This window comes from Bordetella genomosp. 5 (assembly GCF_002261315.1).
Lineage (GTDB): Bacteria > Pseudomonadota > Gammaproteobacteria > Burkholderiales > Burkholderiaceae_B > Bordetella.
On sequence record NZ_NEVP01000012.1, the window covers coordinates 225,890 to 241,641 of the forward strand.

Below are 15,752 nucleotides of genomic sequence, written 5' to 3' on the forward strand. Positions count from 1 at the left end.
GCGGCGTCTCACGCCGCCGCGGGCCGCGACACGTCGCCCGCCTCCACCTCGCCCTCCGCGATGCTCGTGTAGGTACTGAGCGCCTGCGCAACGACCTGGTCCATGTTGTAGTAGCGGTAGGTCGCGAGCCTTCCGACGAAATGCACGCCGGGGGTCGCGTCGGCGAGCGCCTGATAGCGTTTGTAGAGCGCGGCGTTCTCCGGCCGGGGCACGGGATAGTAAGGATCGCCGGTGTCCGACGGGAACTCGTATGTCACCGCCGTCCTGGCATGCTGCTGTCCGGTGAGATGCTTGTACTCGGTGATCCGGGTGTAGGGCACCGCTTCGTCGGGATAATTGACCACCCCGACCGGCTGCAGCCAGGCGCGATCGAGCGTTTCGTGTTCGAAGCGCAGCGAGCGATATGGCAGGCGACCGTACCGGTAGCCGAAGAACTGATCGATCGGCCCGGTGTACACCAGCTCGTCGTAGCGAAAGCGCGCGTTCGCGGTGTCGTAGTCCATGCCCAGCTCGATCTCGATGTTGGGATGATCCAGCATGCGCTCGAACATCCGCGTGTAGCCTTCGGCCGGCATCTGCTGAAAGGTGTCGGTGAAGTAGCGGTCGTCCAGCGACAGGCGCGTCGGTACGCGCGCGGCCACGGACTTGTCGAGCTCCGACGGGTCCAGCCCCCACTGCTTGCGGGTGTAGCCGCGAAAAAACTTCTCGTACAGCGCGCGGCCGATCTGCGAGACGACGATATCTTCGGACGTGGTCACCGATTCGACTGCCTCGGCCTGCTCGCTCAGGAAACGGGCGGCCTCGTCGGGATCGAACGCCCGCCCATACAGCCGCGCCAGCGTCGTGAGATTGATCGGCATCGGCACCAGCATGCCATCCACGCTCGCCAGCACCTTGTGCTCATAAGGCCGCCACGAGGTGAAGCGCGACAGGTAGGCCACGACCTTCTCGGCGTTGGTGTGAAAGATGTGCGGACCGTACTTGTGCACGAGCACACCCGCGTCGTTATGAAAGTCGTAGGCATTGCCGCCGATGTGCGGGCGGCGGTCCACCACCAGCACGCGCTTGCCGCTACCCGCGGCGAGCCGCTCGGCCAGCACGGCGCCCGCGAAGCCGGCGCCCACCACCAGGTAGTCGAAGCCGCGGCCTCGGCCCGCGCCCGCCCGGCGGGTGTCCGGATGGCGGACCCGGCTCGCACGCGCTCGCGCCATCACCTCGGCCATGCCCTGCCAGGTGGACTCCCACGACATGCCATTCAGTGCCCGGTCGGCGCGCTCCTGCACTCGCTCGGGTTGGTCCATCGCCGCGAGGGCCTCGGCGGCCGCGTCGACGAACGCGTCGGCGTCGGCGGCGATATGAACGACGCCCGAGCCCGCATAGCCGCGCACCACATCCACGATGGGCGTGGAGACCACCGGCCGGCCACCGGCGAGATACTCCGGCGTTTTGGTGGGGCTGATGTACCGCGTGGACTCGTTCAACGCGAACGGCATGAGCGCCACCTGCCAGCCCGCCAGGTAGGCCGGCAGATCGGCATAGCTGCGCGCGCCGAGATAATGCAGATTGGGCGCGCTCGGCAACGACGCGGGATCGATCTTCACCACCGGCCCGAGCAGCACGAAGTGCCAGTCGGGGCGGCGGCGCGCCACCTTGCCCATGAGCTCGGCGTCGAAGCGCTCGTCGATCACACCGAAGAAGCCCATCCGCGGTTCGGGGATGCCGGCCTGATCCGCGGGCGCGAGTGCCGTGGTTCGGGCCGACCTGAAATGATCGATGTCCACGCTGCTCGGAAAGGCGTGCACATTCGGGTGCAACTTGCGCTTGGCGAGATAGAGGCTATGCCCGCCGGTGAAGACCACGTCGGCCAGGGCCATCAGCTCCTGCTCTTTGCGCACGAGGTCGGGCGGCGCGCCGCGAAAGGCCGACAGCTCGTCCATGCAGTCGTACACCACCAGGCTCGCGTCGATATCGCGCGCCAGGCCCAGGCTCATCGGCGTGTAGTACCACACCACCGGCTGATGCACGCCTCGCGACTGCAGCAGGGCGTTGATCAGCGTGCGCTGCGTTTCCTCGGCATGCTCCTGCGGCACATGCGGCTTCACGACGAGGACGCCTTCGTTCGACGCCTGCACGTCGAGCCAGGGCTCTCCCGCGGACTCCCAGATCGGCTCTTCGATGAAGAACACGACATGCTCACGCGCCCAGCGCGACATCAGATGCTGCGGCCGCTGGAACACGAACTCCCAGCGCAGGTGCGAGAAGCACACCAGCGCCGGCCTGGATCCGCCCTGACCGGTGGCGCGCTCCTGCCCATCGGCCAGGGACTGCGGCGCGGGGCGCGTCATGCCATCGAGTTGGTTTTTCATTTCACGCTCCGGGCCGTGACGGCCATCGTGGACAGCAAGGGAAACACCGGGATCGGCAGGTCTGCGGCCAGACCGGCGCCGGCGGGCTGGGGATAGCCATCGGGATGCCTGCGCTGCCAGTTCCAGCCGTCTTCGCACATCTGCTCGATCGAACGCTGCGCCTTCCAGCCCAACACGCGCGCGGCCTGTCCGGCATCGGCCCAGATCGAATCGACATCGCCGGCCCGGCGTTCGGCGAACTTCACCGGAATCCGCACGCCCGTCACACGCTCGAAGGTGTGGACGAGCTCCAGCACACTCGCGCCCTGCCCGGTGCCCAGGTTCAACGTCAGCACGCCCGGAGACTGCAGCACATGCTCGAGCGCCATCACATGGCCCTCGGCGAGGTCCATGACGTGCAGGTAGTCCCGCACGCCGGTGCCATCGCGCGTGTCGTAGTTGCTGCCGAAGATGGAGAGATATTCGCGGCGGCCGGCGGCCACCTGCGTGATGTACGGAAAGACGTTGGCGGGCGTGCCTCGCGGCCACTCGCCGATGTCGCCGCTGGGATGCGCGCCGATCGGATTGAAGTACCGCAGCACGGCGACGCCGAAGTCGGGATCGGCGTTGGCCTGATCGACCAGCATCTGCTCGATCATGTGCTTGGTGCGGCCGTAGGGATTGAGCGGCTGCGAAGGATGCGATTCGGTCACCGGCACGTGCGCCGGATTGCCGTACACCGTGGCTGACGAACTGAAGACCAGGCTGCGCACGCCGTGCTGCTGCAGCGCGCGCAGCAGGCGCACGCTCGCGCACACGTTCGCGTCGTAATAACGCAGCGGATGCGCGACGGATTCGCCCACGGCCTTGCGGCCCGCGAGATGGATGGCGCCCATGATCGGATGGCCCGCGTTCTCATACTTGTGCAGCAGCGCGTCGACCGCCCCCTCTTCGGCGATGTCGGCGATCTCGAGCGGAATGGGCCGGCCGGCAAGCGTGGCGGCACGCTCCACCGCCTCGCGGCTGCCGTTGCTGAGGTCGTCGACGGCGATGGCGTCGTAGCCGGCCCGCAGCAGACTCACCAACACATGACTGCCGATGTAACCGGCGCCGCCGGTGACCATAATGGTGTGACGCATGGCACTGCTCCTGGAGCTGCCGGCAGTGCCGGTGGAGCCCACCATCACGCAACGAGCGTTCCCGCTTACGAACGCGGCAGGGGCGTCGGCATGGCGATTGCTGCGCTTGCATGGCTTTCACCACGACCCACAGGAGATGACGATGCCTACCTTTCCCACCGTGGAATCCTCCGCCCCTGACGGCACCGACCAGCTCGACGTGCAGGACAACGACCAGCTCAACGCCTGGCGCGAGCGCCTGGGCGTGACGCAGGACCAGCTCGAACAGGCGATTCACGAAGTCGGCACCGAGTGGGTGGCCGTGCGCGATTACCTGGCCACGCCGGCCAGCGGGCGCACCAGCTGACCCGCGCCGTGCGCCGCGCGGCGCCTCGCCGCTCGGCGCGCGGCACCGCGGCACCGCGGCAATTTGTGCCAGCGGCAGGAAAAAACTGCCGGGGCGCGCTGAATCCCCCGCGGCGTTGCGTGAGCGATGCCGAGCCAGCGGAGAATGTCCTTGAAACTGCATCATCTGAACTGCATTTCGACCTGCCCGGCAGGCGGACGGCTCATGGATGGCCGCTCATCCTGGCTGGCGCCGCGAGGGCGACTCTGCTGCCACTGCGTGCTGGCCGAGCTCGACAACGGCGAACTCGCGCTGGTCGACACCGGATTGGGCCTGTCCGACGTGCGCGCGCCGCGCGAGCGGCTCAGCGCATTCTTCCTGGCCCTGGTCAGCCCCGCGTGGCGCGAGTCCATGACGGCGGCCCGGCAGATCAGCGCACTGGGCTTTGCGCCGTCGGACGTCCGGCACATCGTGCTCACGCACCTGGATTTCGACCATGCGGGCGGGCTCGATGATTTTCCCAACGCCACGGTGCATCTGATGCAGGAAGAGGCCGACGTGGCGACGCGCCAGCGCGGCTGGATGGATCGGCAACGCTTTCGTCCGGCGCAATGGTCGTCGTCGCGGGCGCGCTGGCGCCTGTATGCGCCCGCCGCGGGAGAAAACTGGTATGGCTTCGCCAAGGCAAGGCCGCTGGTCGGCCTGCCCCCCGACATCGCCAAGATCCCGTTGCGCGGCCACACGCTCGGACACGCGGGAGTGGCGTTGAAAGACGGCGAGGGGTGGTATCTGATGGCAGGCGATGCCTATTTCCACGAACGCGAAATGCGCCCGCGCTATGGCTGCCCACCCGGCCTGCGGTTCTATCAATGGATGCTGGAGCACGATCGCGGCGCGCGGCTCGCCAATCAGCGGCGCCTGCGCGAGCTCGCGCAAACGCGTCCCGACACCGTGCGCATCACCTGTGCGCACGACACCGCGGAATTCGAACGCCGCGCGGGGCGGCCCGCGACCATGCCGGCGGGCAGGCTGTCACCCTTACCGGTCTGACGGTCCGGGCCGGTATTCAAGACTGCTCCAAGCAGGCAGGGCCCGGCGCACATCGCGCCAGGCCCTGTGGGGTCCCACGTGCTGCCTGCGTCGTGCGGCCCGCGAGCGCGGACCGCACGGCGTCGGTATTACTTCTTCTCGCCAGCCACCGATTGATGCAGGGCCTTGGCCTTGTCACGGTGCTGCTTCAGAGCCGGCAGGGTGTCGGCCGCGAACTTCTTCACATCGGCGTCCTTGGCTTCCTGCGAGGCCTTTTCGAACAGCTTGATGGCGTCTTCGTGCGCGTCGATGCCCACGCTTTCGAGGTAGGCCTTGTCGAAGCCTTCGTCACGCATGCCCAGCGTCTTGAGCTTGGCCTGCATCATCATCGACGGCTCGGTGGGCGGCTCGTAGCCCTTGCTCTTGGCCAGGGTGTTCAGCTGCTCGCCGACCTTGGTGTGATCGTCGATCATCATCTGCGCGTACGACTTCACTTCCTGATTACGGGCCTTTTCGAGCGCCATCTTGCTGCCGGCGATCTCCATGTGGCCGCTCTGGGCGGCATTTTCCAGAAAATCGCGGTCGGCGCTATCCAGCTTGCTATCGGATTTGGCGGGCGTCACGGACGGCGTGGGTTGCGGACCCGGGGTATTGGTATTGGCGTTGGTGTTGGCATTGGTCTGGGCGTAGGCGCCGAAAGCCACCCCCAAGCTCAGCCCAAGGGCCAGCCCGGCACGTTTCATGATCGTGTTCATGCGCATCTCCTGATCGACTTGGTTGGATACCGCCGACATCTTTCGGCCGGATCGGCATGGGCTTCATCCGCAACTTTCGTGCCGCGCCCCGGCGACGGCGCATTGACGCGCTGCAGCAGTAGCCCCCCGCGAGCCCCCGCCCCCGCGGCGCGAGCACGGGCGGCGGCGACATGCGCCCTTCTCATCTGTTATGGCTGCTTTTCGCCCGTGCTGTCAGTGCCGCGGTGGCGAGCCTGGCGCTAGACTGACTGCGCGCGGATGACCGCGCGCATTCTTTGGCGATCATGATTCAGATACTCGGCAAGGCGTCTTCCATCAACGTGCGCAAGGTGCTGTGGGCCTGCGACGAGCTCGGCCTGCCTTACGAACGAGAAGACTGGGGCGCGGGCTTTCGGCCCACCAGCGAGCCGGAGTTCGTCGCGCTCAATCCGAATGCGCTGGTGCCGGTGCTGCGCGATGGCGACTTCACGCTGTGGGAGTCCAACAGCATCATCCGGTATCTGGCCAACCAGTATGGCGGGTCCACCCCGTCTCTCTACCCCGCCGAGCCCCGCGCCCGTGCCCGCTGCGATCAATGGATCGACTGGCAGGCGAGCGACCTGAACGGCGCGTGGCGCACGGCATTCATGGGACTGGTGCGCCAGCATCCCGACCACCAGCAACCCGATGCGATCGCGCGCTCGATTGCGGACTGGACACGGCTGATGCGGGTGCTGGAGGCGCTATTGGCGGACACCGGCGGCTATGTGGCGGGGCCGGCCTTCACGCTCGCCGACATTCCGGTCGGGTTGTCGGTGAATCGTTGGTTCGGCACCCCGTTCGCGGCGCCAGACCTGCCGGCGGTACGCGCCTACTTCGACCGCCTGCACTCGCGGCCTGGTTTTCAGGCGCACGGCAACAACGGTCTGCCGTGAGACGGCGTGACGGCCGCGATGCCTGCGGGATCGCGCAGGAGACGGCGTGAGTACGCGCCTCGGCGCGCCAGCTCGCTCAGCGGGCGGTGGCGGGCAAGGGTGAGGACACCGTGTCGGAGACGGGCTGGGCGACGGCGGCGGGCTCCGCAGGGGCTGCGGCAGCCGGCGCTGCGGCAGCCGGGGCTGCGGCGGCCGATGGCCCGACGGCCGCAGCCGCAGGCGCAACCGCTCCGGGCGGCGTGCCTTCGACCGGTTTCGCGGGCGGCGTGATTTCCATGATCAGCTCCACGCGACGGTTGGCCGCGCGGGCGGCCGGGGCGTTGCCCTGCTCCAGCGGACGCGTGTCCGCATAGCCCACCGCACGCAGACGACCACCGTCCACGCCATCGCGCACCAGCTCGCGCAAGACACTCGTGGCGCGGCTGCTCGAGAGCTCCCAGTTGGACGGGAACTGGCGCGTCTGGATCGGCACGTTGTCGCTATGCCCTTCGACCGACACGGGGTAAGCCGAACGATTCAGCACCTCGGCCACTTTCTTGATCACATCCAGGCCGCCCGGGCTGAGCGTGGCCTGACCCGACGGGAACAGCAATTCGTTGCTGATGCGGAAGCTGATGGTCTTGTCGTTGACGATCACGTCGATCGACTTGCCCAGGTCGTCCAGGCCCAGCTGGTCCTTGGTCGGCAGCACCAGCGCCGGCTCCGTATGCTCGGGCTCCGCCGCGACAGGCGCAACCGGCGCGGCGGGCGCGTAGGCGTCGAACACCAGGAACGGCTGGTCTTCGGCGATGGCGGGCAGGCCGATCCAGCGCTGTGCCTGGCCCGCGCCCGGCTCGGTGCCGGCCGCCGGCATCGGCGCGCCCAGGGCTGCATCGACCGAGCCGACCAGCGTAATCTCGGTCGGGGTGGGCGTGAGCGGCGAGCCGCTCATGCGCGCCACCGCCAGCAGCACGACGAAGAGCGCCAGCAGCAGCGTGATCAGATCCAGATAGGTGAGCAACCAGCCCTCGGACTCGTGGTCCTGGTCCTCCGGCACGTGCCAGCGCTCGAAACGAGCCGTGCCGGCCGCGCGCGCGATCTTGCCGGCGCGTTCGCGCTCCTGCGCTTCCTGGCGCTTTCTGGCCGCTTCGATGCGATCAGCCAGCGTGGAGGAGATCGCGAGGCTCATTTGCGCGCCGCGGTGGACGGGCTGGCGGCACGCACGCCGCTCAACACGGGCGGCATGCGCAGCGGACCGCGCGCGGGCTTGGCGGACTTCGCCATCTTGGCCGCGGCGGCCTTGGCGACGGCTTCGCTGCCGCCGTCGTAGATTTCGTCATCGACGTGCGCGACGAAGGAGTTGAGGGTTTCGCGCACGACGGCGGGGCCACGGCGTTCGCACATCATCGCCACGCCCTGCAGCACCATGTTCATCAGCTCGACGCGTTGCGCCGTGCGGCGCTCGAGCTTGACGGCGATCGGCTTGAACACCAGGTTCGACAGCAGGATGCCGTAGAAGGTGGTGATGAGACCCACGGCCAATTGCTCGCCGATCTGCTGCATCGTGCCGGTGCCGAGCACCGACATCATGTTGACCAGGCCCACCAGCGTGCCCAGCATGCCGAAGGCCGGCGCGAAACCCGCCATCACGCGGAACATCTGCGCTTCGGCCTGTTCGCGCGCACGCAGGCGGGCAATGCGCCATTGCAGCAGTTCGATGATCTGATCTTCGGGCGTGTTGTCGATGATGAGCTGCACGCCGGTGCGCAGGAACGGATTCGAGACCTTCTTCAGCGCCTCTTCGACCTTGCGCACATCGTTGTTCATCCACAGCTGGGCCAGCGACACGAGTTCGTCGATATCGCGCTGGGTGTCGAGCTTGTCATGACGGAACACGGTGCCCACGAGCCCGAACACCCGCACCACCTCGCGCAGCGGGTAGGCCATGAACACGGCGGCGGCGGTGCCACCCAGCACGATCGCCAGGCCCGGCGCGTTGAAGTAGATGGACGGCGACGTGGCGGACAGCGCCACCACCAGGATCAGCGTGATGACGCCAGCGATGGCGCCGATCAGGGTCGAGGGATTCATTGGGTGCTTGCCCCTACTAAGAATGCGGTACACGAGAGCGCGGCAGGGGCGCGACGGCCCCGGCGCGGCGGGGTGGCGTGCTCGCGCACCCCGGGCAGGATGGGAAGGATTCTAGGCGGCGCCGGCGCGGGCCAAACGGCCGGATAAAGGCAAAAAAAGCGGCCTGGCGCGCGCTTTGTGTTTCAGCTCAATAAAAGGGACGCAATTCGAGCCAGCCGCGCCGCTCGGGCGCGGGGCCGGGCTGCGGTAAAGTTGCGCCTATGAGCAGAAACAAACAGAAGCCCGCCCCCAAGGGCGGCGGCCGCTCGCCCAACTCGTTCTACGACGCGGCGGCGATCGAGCAATTCATGGCCCTGGTCGGGCTGCAGTGGGAGCCCGGCACCGTGCAGCGTGCCGAGGTGCGGGCGAGCTATCGCCTGGGTACGGCGCGTCCGCTCAACATCGAGCACACCGAGGTCGAGTTTCATTGCGACCCGCGCAAGGCCCGCGTCTGGGTGCCGGAATTCCAGCGCACCAGCTTTCACCAGTGGTTCGAGATCAGCTACCAGGAGTTCGAGTACACCCCCGGCGGCTCGATGCTCAAGATCAAGGCCGCCGCGCGCGGCAACGCCCCCGCCTACAGCGTGGGCCTGAAACCGCTGGGCTGAGCCCCGGGCCGGCTCACGCCGGCAATTCTTTGTACATGATGGTGGTCGCGTCGAGACGATCCGCGTCGCTCGCCCGGGCATAACCGGGGATGCGCCCGGCCACCACATAGCCCATTCCCAGATAAAGCGGTTCGGCGTGATCGCCGCTGCGGGTGTCGAGCGTGAGCAACGTGCGGCCCCGTTCGCGCGCGCTCGCCTCGATGGCGACCATCAGTTGCCGCGCGATGCCCGCGCGCCGCGCGCGCGGATGCACCAGCAGCTTGCGCACCTCGGCGCGATGCGGCTGGTTGGCCGGCGTATCGCAATCGAGCTGCACCGTACCCACCACCTCCCCGCCCTGCCGCGCCGCCAGCAGCACGAGGCCACCCTCCTCCAGCGCGGGCGCGATGCGCCTGCGCCACCAGGCCTCGCTGTCGGCCGCCGTAAATGGCGCGACGAAGCCCACGCTGGCGCCCTGCGAGACGCAGGCATGCAGCACCTGAGCAAGCGCGGGGAGCAGATCGCCCAGGGTACGAGGCGTGACGGTTTCGATCGTGACGGTCATGGGGTGGCTCAGACGATGAACAGGAAATAGCGGGCGGCCTGATCGGCCGAGGTCTGGAACGCGCTCGTGCCGTGCAGCTGATATCGCAGGCAGTCGCCCGGGGCGAGCTCGTGCGGCCGGCCTTCGATCTCGACGCGCAACGCGCCTTCGACCAGCAGTAGATGATGTTCCATGCCGGGGCGCGGCGAGGCGGCATACTCGATGCGCTGGCCCGGTCCCAAGACGCAGCCCAGCACCTCGCCCGCCAGCGGTTGCGCCGGCGGCGACACGGAGCGCCGCTCGAAGGCGGTGGCGGCGTCGTGCCAGACGGGTTGCTCGTCGCGCCTGATCAGCGGCGCGAACCCGCTCTCGACCATGCGCAGCAGGCGCGACATGGGCAGACCGAAGGCGGCGCACAGCCGGCCCAGCGCCTGCGCGGTGGGGCTGACTTCGGCGTTTTCGATACGCGACAGCGTGGCCCGGCTCAAGCCGCTCGCCTCGGCCAGCTGGTCGAGCGACCAGCCCTGTTCGGCGCGCAGGCCGCGCAGCCGGGCGGCAAGCGCCGCGCTGATGTCTTCGTTTGCGTTTTCCATAAACGGGATTATTTCCCATATTCGGAAAACCCGCCAGCGAATTCGCTAGCCGCTATCCGCGATACGGCTGGGCGTTGCCGAAGAAGGCGAGCCGCAGGCCGGAAAGCGCGGCGAGCAGTTCCAGGCGATGGCCGGCCGGCGGATCCTGCCGCACGCGCGTGAGCGCGGCATCCAGGCTGCGCAACGCATGCTCGGCGGCCTCGCCCGTCTCGCGGCGCCGGCGCCGGGCCTCGAAGAGGCGTGCCAGCGCACCCAGCAGATCGTCCAGCAGCGCCCTGCCTTCGAGCGGCAGTTGCGCGCGCAGTCGTTGCAGCTCGGCAAGGTTCACGGCAGCACCGAACTCGAAACTGGCGCGCAGGGCCTTGGCGCGAACGGCGGGCGCGGCGGCGCCCGCTCTCGGCGCCATCATCGCGACGCGGTCGTACATGCGCCGCGCGAGCTGATCGCGCGACACCTGGCGGCGGCCACGCGCGATGTCGGCGATCTCGGCCCAGCCGCCCGCCATCAGGCGCCGCACGCTGGTGTCCGGATTCATGGCGCGCACGAAACCGATCACGAGCGTGGGCACCACGAAACCGATCACCGACGCGATGGCGCCGTTCACATATACGTCGAAGGCCTCGTTCTGCACGTTGTGCAGATTGAGCAGCAGGATGCTGTTGGCGATCATGGGCAGCGCGATGCCGAAGTGCGCCATGGACGCCTGCATCATCCCGATCGGGATCAGAAACACGGCCAGCGCCAGCACCAGCATCGGGAAATGCGTGAGCGCGGGCAGGATACCGAAGAGATAGACGGCCACCACGATGGCAGACAGCACCGTGCATTGCAGAAACGCCTTGAGCGCCGGCACGGGGTCGTCCATGAACGAGAGGATGCACGATCCGACGGAGGCCATCTGCACGGCCATCACGCCCGACGGCCAGCCCAGGCCGATCCAGAGCAGCGCGCACACGCCCACCGACAGCGTGGCGGCGGCCCCGCAGCGCAGGGCCACGCCATGGTCGCGCAATTCGCCGGCGGGCCGCGAACGCCGCAAGGGCTGGCGCGGCCGCCGTCCGCGCCGCAGGTGCCGCCACAGGTCGTGTGCGTCGGTTCGCAAGGCGATCAACCGGTCGAGCCTGAGCGCGAGGCTCGCGCGCAAGATCGCCGGCCAGGCGGATGCGGCCGGCAGCGCCGGGCCGCCGTGCGCGCGCAGGGCTTCGATCCGGGCTTGCAGCGCCAGCAGCGCCGCCTCGCCCTCCTCGGCCGAGGCCGGGTGCAACCAGCGCCCGAGCGCCTCCTGCAGGGCGCGCATGTCGGCGGGGTCGCCTTCGAGCCTGCGCAAGGCATTCACGCGGTCGGCGATCGCGCCGATGATCGGCAGCATCAGCGCCATGCGATCGTGCAGCTCGCGCAGCAGGGCCTCGCCGCCGCGCAGTTGCGGCTTTTCGTAAGCCAGATGCACGGCCAGCGTGCGCAGCTCGGCCACGCCCGCGGCCAGACGATGCAGATCCTTGGGCAGGCGCCGCACGCCTTCCGGGCCGCGCAGGCTGTCTTCCAGCAGCGTGGCCGAGTCGCGCAGCCAGGCGTCGATGCGCTGTGAAATCAGGCCGCCCACGTGGCGCGGCAGAATGAGATGGCTCACCAGCGTCGCGCACAGGATGCCGAGCGTGATTTCTTCGCAGCGCGCCAGCGCCGTATCGAACACGGCCAGGGGCTCCGACACGCTCGAAAACCCCACGATGGCCGCCGTGTACCCGGCCAGCATGAAGATATAACTGCGCGGCAGGCGATCCAGCATCGAGATGTACAGGCACAGCCCCACCCAGAGGGCGAGCGTGGCCGACAGCAGCACCGGCGCGTTGACGAGCAGGGGCACGAGCAGCACGGCCACCGCCGCGCCGAACACGGTACCGACCACGCGATAGATGGCCTTGGAGGTGAGCGCGCCCGACAGCGGGTGCGCGATGATGTAGGCCGTGGCCATGGCCCAGCCCGGCCGCTGGAAATCGAGCTGCAGCGACAGGTACAGCGCCAACATGGCGGCGATGAAATTCTTCAGCGAGAAGATCGCATCGGCCACGCTCGGACGGTAGGTGAAAGCCTGGCGGATCACGAGCGGGGCTCCGGCGAGGGCGCCGGCGTGGATTGATTGAGCTGATCCAGGCGTTCGTGCAGGGCACGCAGCACGCGTTCGGCCACCGCCAGATCGGCCTCGGGCAGACCCGCCACCACCTCTTCACGCACGCGATCGACGATGCGCGCGATTTCCTCGGCCTTGCCCGCGCCTGCCGCGCTCAGGCCGACGCAACGCGCGCGCCGGTCGTGCGGGTCGGGCAGGCGTTCGATCAGACCGGCGGCCTCGAGCGCGTCGATCACCCGCACCAGCGAGGCGCCTTCGATGCCGATTTCTTCGGCCAGCACGCCCTGTCGCAGCGGCTCGCCGTGAGTGCGCAATACCAGCAGCGGCCAGGCGGTCGCCTGCGACAGCCCCTGGGCCTGCAGCGCCTGATCGATGCGTTTGCGCCATTGGCGGCCGCCCACCACGAGAAGGCGGCCGATCGAAGCGGGAGGACGAGAGCGGGTCATGGAAACGCCGCCAAACCTCCGCGGCCATTTATTTAGAATGCTAAATATTAGCATGACAGCAATATGCGCCGTGAGACGGAGTTTGGGCGCTGTCACCGTTATTCGCTGGATTGCGACCATCCACTCGTGTATCTTGTTATTACATTTAGTCGTTAGCCATAACATTGCCTGGGCCGGAGTCGCGGTTGTACAAGCGCTTGTTGTCTTTCTTCCGTGCCGCCCCGATGGATCGCTGGGCCGATCCCGGCCCCCTCATGCGCCAGGCCACCCACGCGGTGGCGCTGGGCCTGGTGGTGGTGGCCGCCGCCGAGGCGATGTTCCGCAGTCGCAGCCCGCTGCAAGCCTTCGTGGCGGTGTGCAGCCAGGCCTTCATCGTGCTCGTGGTGCTGATCGCCGCCTTCGCCTGGCAACGTCTGCGCGCGCCGCGCGCGCAATACCGGATCGCGCTGGCGGCCTGTCTGCTCCTGCTGTGCGTCTGCCTGTACGACCTGGTCGCGGGCGTGGACGGACGGCGCCAGCGGGAGATCTACGGCGAAGCGCTCAAGCTGAGTCAGCTGCGCCTGGAAACGGCCGCGCACACGACCGACTGGCAGCAATTGCCCGAGATCGAGACGAAGCCGCAGGCGACCGGCATGTATGGCGAATACGAGCGCCTCGTCAAAACGGTGATCGGCCGCGCGGTCGAGCGGCATCGCGACTATGCCCGCGAGCTCGACGAACTCGATCTGGAAGAGAGCCTGAGCGCGGTGCGCCTGGCCGCGCCGGGTGGGGCCGCGCATGCCAATCGCCAATTGCGCGCCGCGAGCGCGCTCGCCCTGCGGCACCGCGACCGGGGCCTGCGCGAGCTCGAAGACGGCATCGCCATGCCCGAGGCGTTGCGCCTGCCGCGCGCCGAACGCGCCCGGCTGCGCGACACGCTGACGGCCCAGGCGGCCTACCAGCGCGACGCGATCCAGGCCAGCTGGCAGGCCGATGCACGCTACTTCGAGATGGCCCAGGCCGTGGCGGCGCTCGTCGATCGCAGCCAGGATCGCTGGCGCCTCGACGATCGGCAGGCGCTGCGGTTTCAGGATGAATTCGCGCAGACGCTGTATCTCGATTGGCGCGAGCAGCTCGGCAAACTGGGCGAGGCCAGCCAGGCGCAGCGCGCCGCCGCGCTGCAGCGGCTGGCGTCGGCCCAGGCCTGGCCGCAGCCCTGAGCCCTGCCGCGGTGCGCGCGGCCATCGGGCACAATAGGGTCATGACATGGGTGCCCCAACTGCTTCGACGGTCCGCCACACGGCTCACCGCCTCTCTCGCCCTGTGCGTGAGCCTGCTCGCGGGCTGCACCCTGCCTTCCCTGGAGAACCGCAGCGTGTCCCACGCACTCGACATCAACGAGGCCCGCGACACGCCGCTGGGCCGCGTCCTCACGCCGATGGCGCAACAGCATCCCGGGAAATCCGGCATCCATGCCCTGGCCGACGCGCAGGATGCCTTTGCGGCGCGCATGCTGCTGGCGAACGCCGCGCGCCGGACGCTGGATGTGCAGTACTACATCTGGCGCAGCGACATGACGGGCACCATGCTGCTCGAGGCCCTGCACGTGGCCGCCGATCGCGGCGTGCGGGTGCGCCTGCTGCTCGACGACAACGGCACCGCCGGCCTGGACACGGTGCTGGCCGCACTCGACGCCCATCCGAATATCGAGGTGCGGCTGTTCAATCCCTTCGTGCTGCGGCGGCCCAAGTTCATCGGGTTCATCACTGATTTCAAGCGCCTGAACCGGCGCATGCACAACAAGTCGTTCACCGCCGACAATCAGGCCACCATCATCGGCGGGCGCAATATCGGCGATGAATACTTCGGCGCCACCGACGACGTGCTGTTCGCCGATCTCGATGTGCTCGCCGTGGGCCCGGTCGTGCCCGAGGTGTCCAGGGATTTCGACCTCTACTGGAACAGCGACTCCGCTTATCCCGTCGATCGGCTGCTGCGCCCGGCCCCGGCGAACGCGCTCGACCAGCTGGCCAGCCAGGCCGGCGTGATCGAGGCCGACCCGCGCGCCGCGGCCTATGCGCATGCGCTGCGCGATTCCAACTTCATGCGGCAGCTGATGGACAGTCAGCTGTCGCTCGAATGGGCGCCCACGCGCATGGTGAGCGATGACCCGGCCAAGGTGCTCGACCAGGCCCCGCCGGAAGCCGCACTCACGCATCAACTCGAACGCATCGTCGGCACCCCCGACAAGGTGCTGGACCTGGTCTCGCCCTACTTCGTGCCCACCGAGACCGGCACGCGGGCGCTGGTCGAGATGGCGCAACGCGGCGTGGAGGTTCGGGTACTGACCAATGCGCTCGAAGCCACCGACGTGGCCGTCGTGCACTCGGGCTATGCGAAGCGGCGTAAGGATCTGCTGCGCGGTGGCATCGAGCTCTGGGAAATGCGCGCCGCCGCCGACACGCCCGAGCGCAGCAAGGGGTCCGGCGGCTTCAGCGGATCGGGCAGTTCGGGGTCGAGCCTGCATGCCAAGACATTCTCGGTGGACAACGAGCGCGTGTTCGTGGGGTCGTTCAACTTCGATCCGCGCTCGGCCAATCTCAACACCGAGCTCGGCTTCGTGATCGACAGCCCCGTGCTGGCCCGCCGCATCGACGACGTCTTCCTGGACGGGATTCCGCGCACCGCCTACCGCGTCTGCCTGGACGACAGAGACCGTCTTTACTGGCTCGAACAACGCGACGGCCGCACGATCCGGCACGACACCGAGCCGGGCACGCGCTGGTGGCAACGCGTGTCCGTGTGGTTCGTGTCGCTGCTGCCCATCGAACACCTGCTCTGAGATCCGCGCGGCGCCTGCGT

At 68.3% G+C, this 15,752-nt stretch carries 15 protein-coding genes; 6 read left to right on the forward strand and 9 right to left on the reverse strand.

The features are described 5' to 3' along the window. Positions 1 to 8: 8 nt before the first annotated feature. Together glf and galE are read right to left on the reverse strand one after the other, a co-directional pair. Positions 9 to 2,366, reverse strand: coding sequence for a UDP-galactopyranose mutase (gene glf, locus CAL25_RS24560; protein WP_212590924.1), 2,358 nt, complete (start codon positions 2,364 to 2,366; stop codon positions 9 to 11). Next, the gene (gene galE, locus CAL25_RS21190; protein WP_094803684.1) at positions 2,363 to 3,484 is read right to left on the reverse strand and encodes a UDP-glucose 4-epimerase GalE; all 1,122 of its coding nucleotides are present in this window, start codon (positions 3,482 to 3,484) and stop codon (positions 2,363 to 2,365) included. Before galE ends, glf begins: the two co-directional genes overlap by 4 nt. Before the next feature lie 142 nt (positions 3,485 to 3,626). Between galE and CAL25_RS24280 the strand changes: the two genes are divergently transcribed. Both CAL25_RS24280 and CAL25_RS21200 read left to right on the forward strand, forming a co-directional pair. Beyond that, entirely contained in the window at positions 3,627 to 3,830 is a 204-nt protein-coding gene (locus tag CAL25_RS24280; RefSeq protein WP_170948562.1) for a DUF3606 domain-containing protein, read from the forward strand. A gap of 150 nt (positions 3,831 to 3,980) precedes the next feature. Further along, complete coding sequence (locus tag CAL25_RS21200) at positions 3,981 to 4,859, forward strand: MBL fold metallo-hydrolase (protein ID WP_094803688.1); 879 nt, start codon at positions 3,981 to 3,983, stop codon at positions 4,857 to 4,859. A 128-nt stretch (positions 4,860 to 4,987) separates the two neighbouring features. Here the strand turns inward: CAL25_RS21200 and CAL25_RS21205 are convergent, their stop codons facing one another. Beyond that, the gene (locus CAL25_RS21205; protein ID WP_249279190.1) at positions 4,988 to 5,593 is read right to left on the reverse strand and encodes a DUF4142 domain-containing protein; all 606 of its coding nucleotides are present in this window, start codon (positions 5,591 to 5,593) and stop codon (positions 4,988 to 4,990) included. Positions 5,594 to 5,877: 284 nt separating this feature from the next. Between CAL25_RS21205 and CAL25_RS21210 the strand changes: the two genes are divergently transcribed. Then, positions 5,878 to 6,507: a glutathione S-transferase family protein gene (locus CAL25_RS21210; protein ID WP_094803690.1), complete on the forward strand. Its 630-nt coding sequence runs from the start codon at positions 5,878 to 5,880 to the stop codon at positions 6,505 to 6,507. A gap of 76 nt (positions 6,508 to 6,583) precedes the next feature. On the opposite strand, the gene CAL25_RS21215 is transcribed toward CAL25_RS21210, so the two are convergent. Further along, positions 6,584 to 7,675, reverse strand: coding sequence for an OmpA family protein (locus CAL25_RS21215; protein WP_094803692.1), 1,092 nt, complete (start codon positions 7,673 to 7,675; stop codon positions 6,584 to 6,586). Further along, a complete protein-coding gene (locus CAL25_RS21220; RefSeq protein WP_094803694.1) occupies positions 7,672 to 8,577 on the reverse strand; it encodes a motility protein A in 906 nt (301 codons plus the stop codon). The genes CAL25_RS21215 and CAL25_RS21220 overlap by 4 nt, the downstream gene beginning before the upstream one ends. A 260-nt stretch (positions 8,578 to 8,837) precedes the next feature. Between CAL25_RS21220 and CAL25_RS21225 the strand changes: the two genes are divergently transcribed. Continuing rightward, the gene (locus tag CAL25_RS21225) at positions 8,838 to 9,224 is read left to right on the forward strand and encodes a hypothetical protein (protein WP_249279191.1); all 387 of its coding nucleotides are present in this window, start codon (positions 8,838 to 8,840) and stop codon (positions 9,222 to 9,224) included. 13 nt (positions 9,225 to 9,237) lie between these two features. On the opposite strand, the gene CAL25_RS21230 is transcribed toward CAL25_RS21225, so the two are convergent. The 4 genes from CAL25_RS21230 to CAL25_RS21245 are packed head-to-tail and all read right to left on the reverse strand — an operon-like array spanning position 9,238 to position 12,911. Next, positions 9,238 to 9,768 carry a GNAT family N-acetyltransferase gene (locus tag CAL25_RS21230; RefSeq protein ID WP_094803696.1) on the reverse strand — a complete coding sequence of 177 codons (531 nt, stop codon included), beginning with the start codon at positions 9,766 to 9,768 and terminating at the stop codon, positions 9,238 to 9,240. 8 nt (positions 9,769 to 9,776) lie between these two features. Continuing rightward, a complete protein-coding gene (locus tag CAL25_RS21235) occupies positions 9,777 to 10,340 on the reverse strand; it encodes a helix-turn-helix domain-containing protein (protein ID WP_094803698.1) in 564 nt (187 codons plus the stop codon). Positions 10,341 to 10,392: 52 nt separating this feature from the next. Next, positions 10,393 to 12,438 carry an FUSC family protein gene (locus CAL25_RS21240; RefSeq protein WP_094803700.1) on the reverse strand — a complete coding sequence of 682 codons (2,046 nt, stop codon included), beginning with the start codon at positions 12,436 to 12,438 and terminating at the stop codon, positions 10,393 to 10,395. Next, positions 12,435 to 12,911 (reverse strand): MarR family winged helix-turn-helix transcriptional regulator, encoded by a 477-nt coding sequence (locus tag CAL25_RS21245; protein WP_094803702.1) that lies wholly within the window; start codon positions 12,909 to 12,911, stop codon positions 12,435 to 12,437. Before CAL25_RS21245 ends, CAL25_RS21240 begins: the two co-directional genes overlap by 4 nt. A 185-nt stretch (positions 12,912 to 13,096) precedes the next feature. On the opposite strand from CAL25_RS21245, the gene CAL25_RS21250 reads away from it, so the two are divergent. Further along, positions 13,097 to 14,110: a hypothetical protein gene (locus CAL25_RS21250; RefSeq protein ID WP_094803704.1), complete on the forward strand. Its 1,014-nt coding sequence runs from the start codon at positions 13,097 to 13,099 to the stop codon at positions 14,108 to 14,110. Between the two features lie 41 nt (positions 14,111 to 14,151). After that, positions 14,152 to 15,732, forward strand: coding sequence for a phospholipase D family protein (locus tag CAL25_RS21255; protein WP_094803706.1), 1,581 nt, complete (start codon positions 14,152 to 14,154; stop codon positions 15,730 to 15,732). Positions 15,733 to 15,752 lie beyond the last annotated feature (20 nt).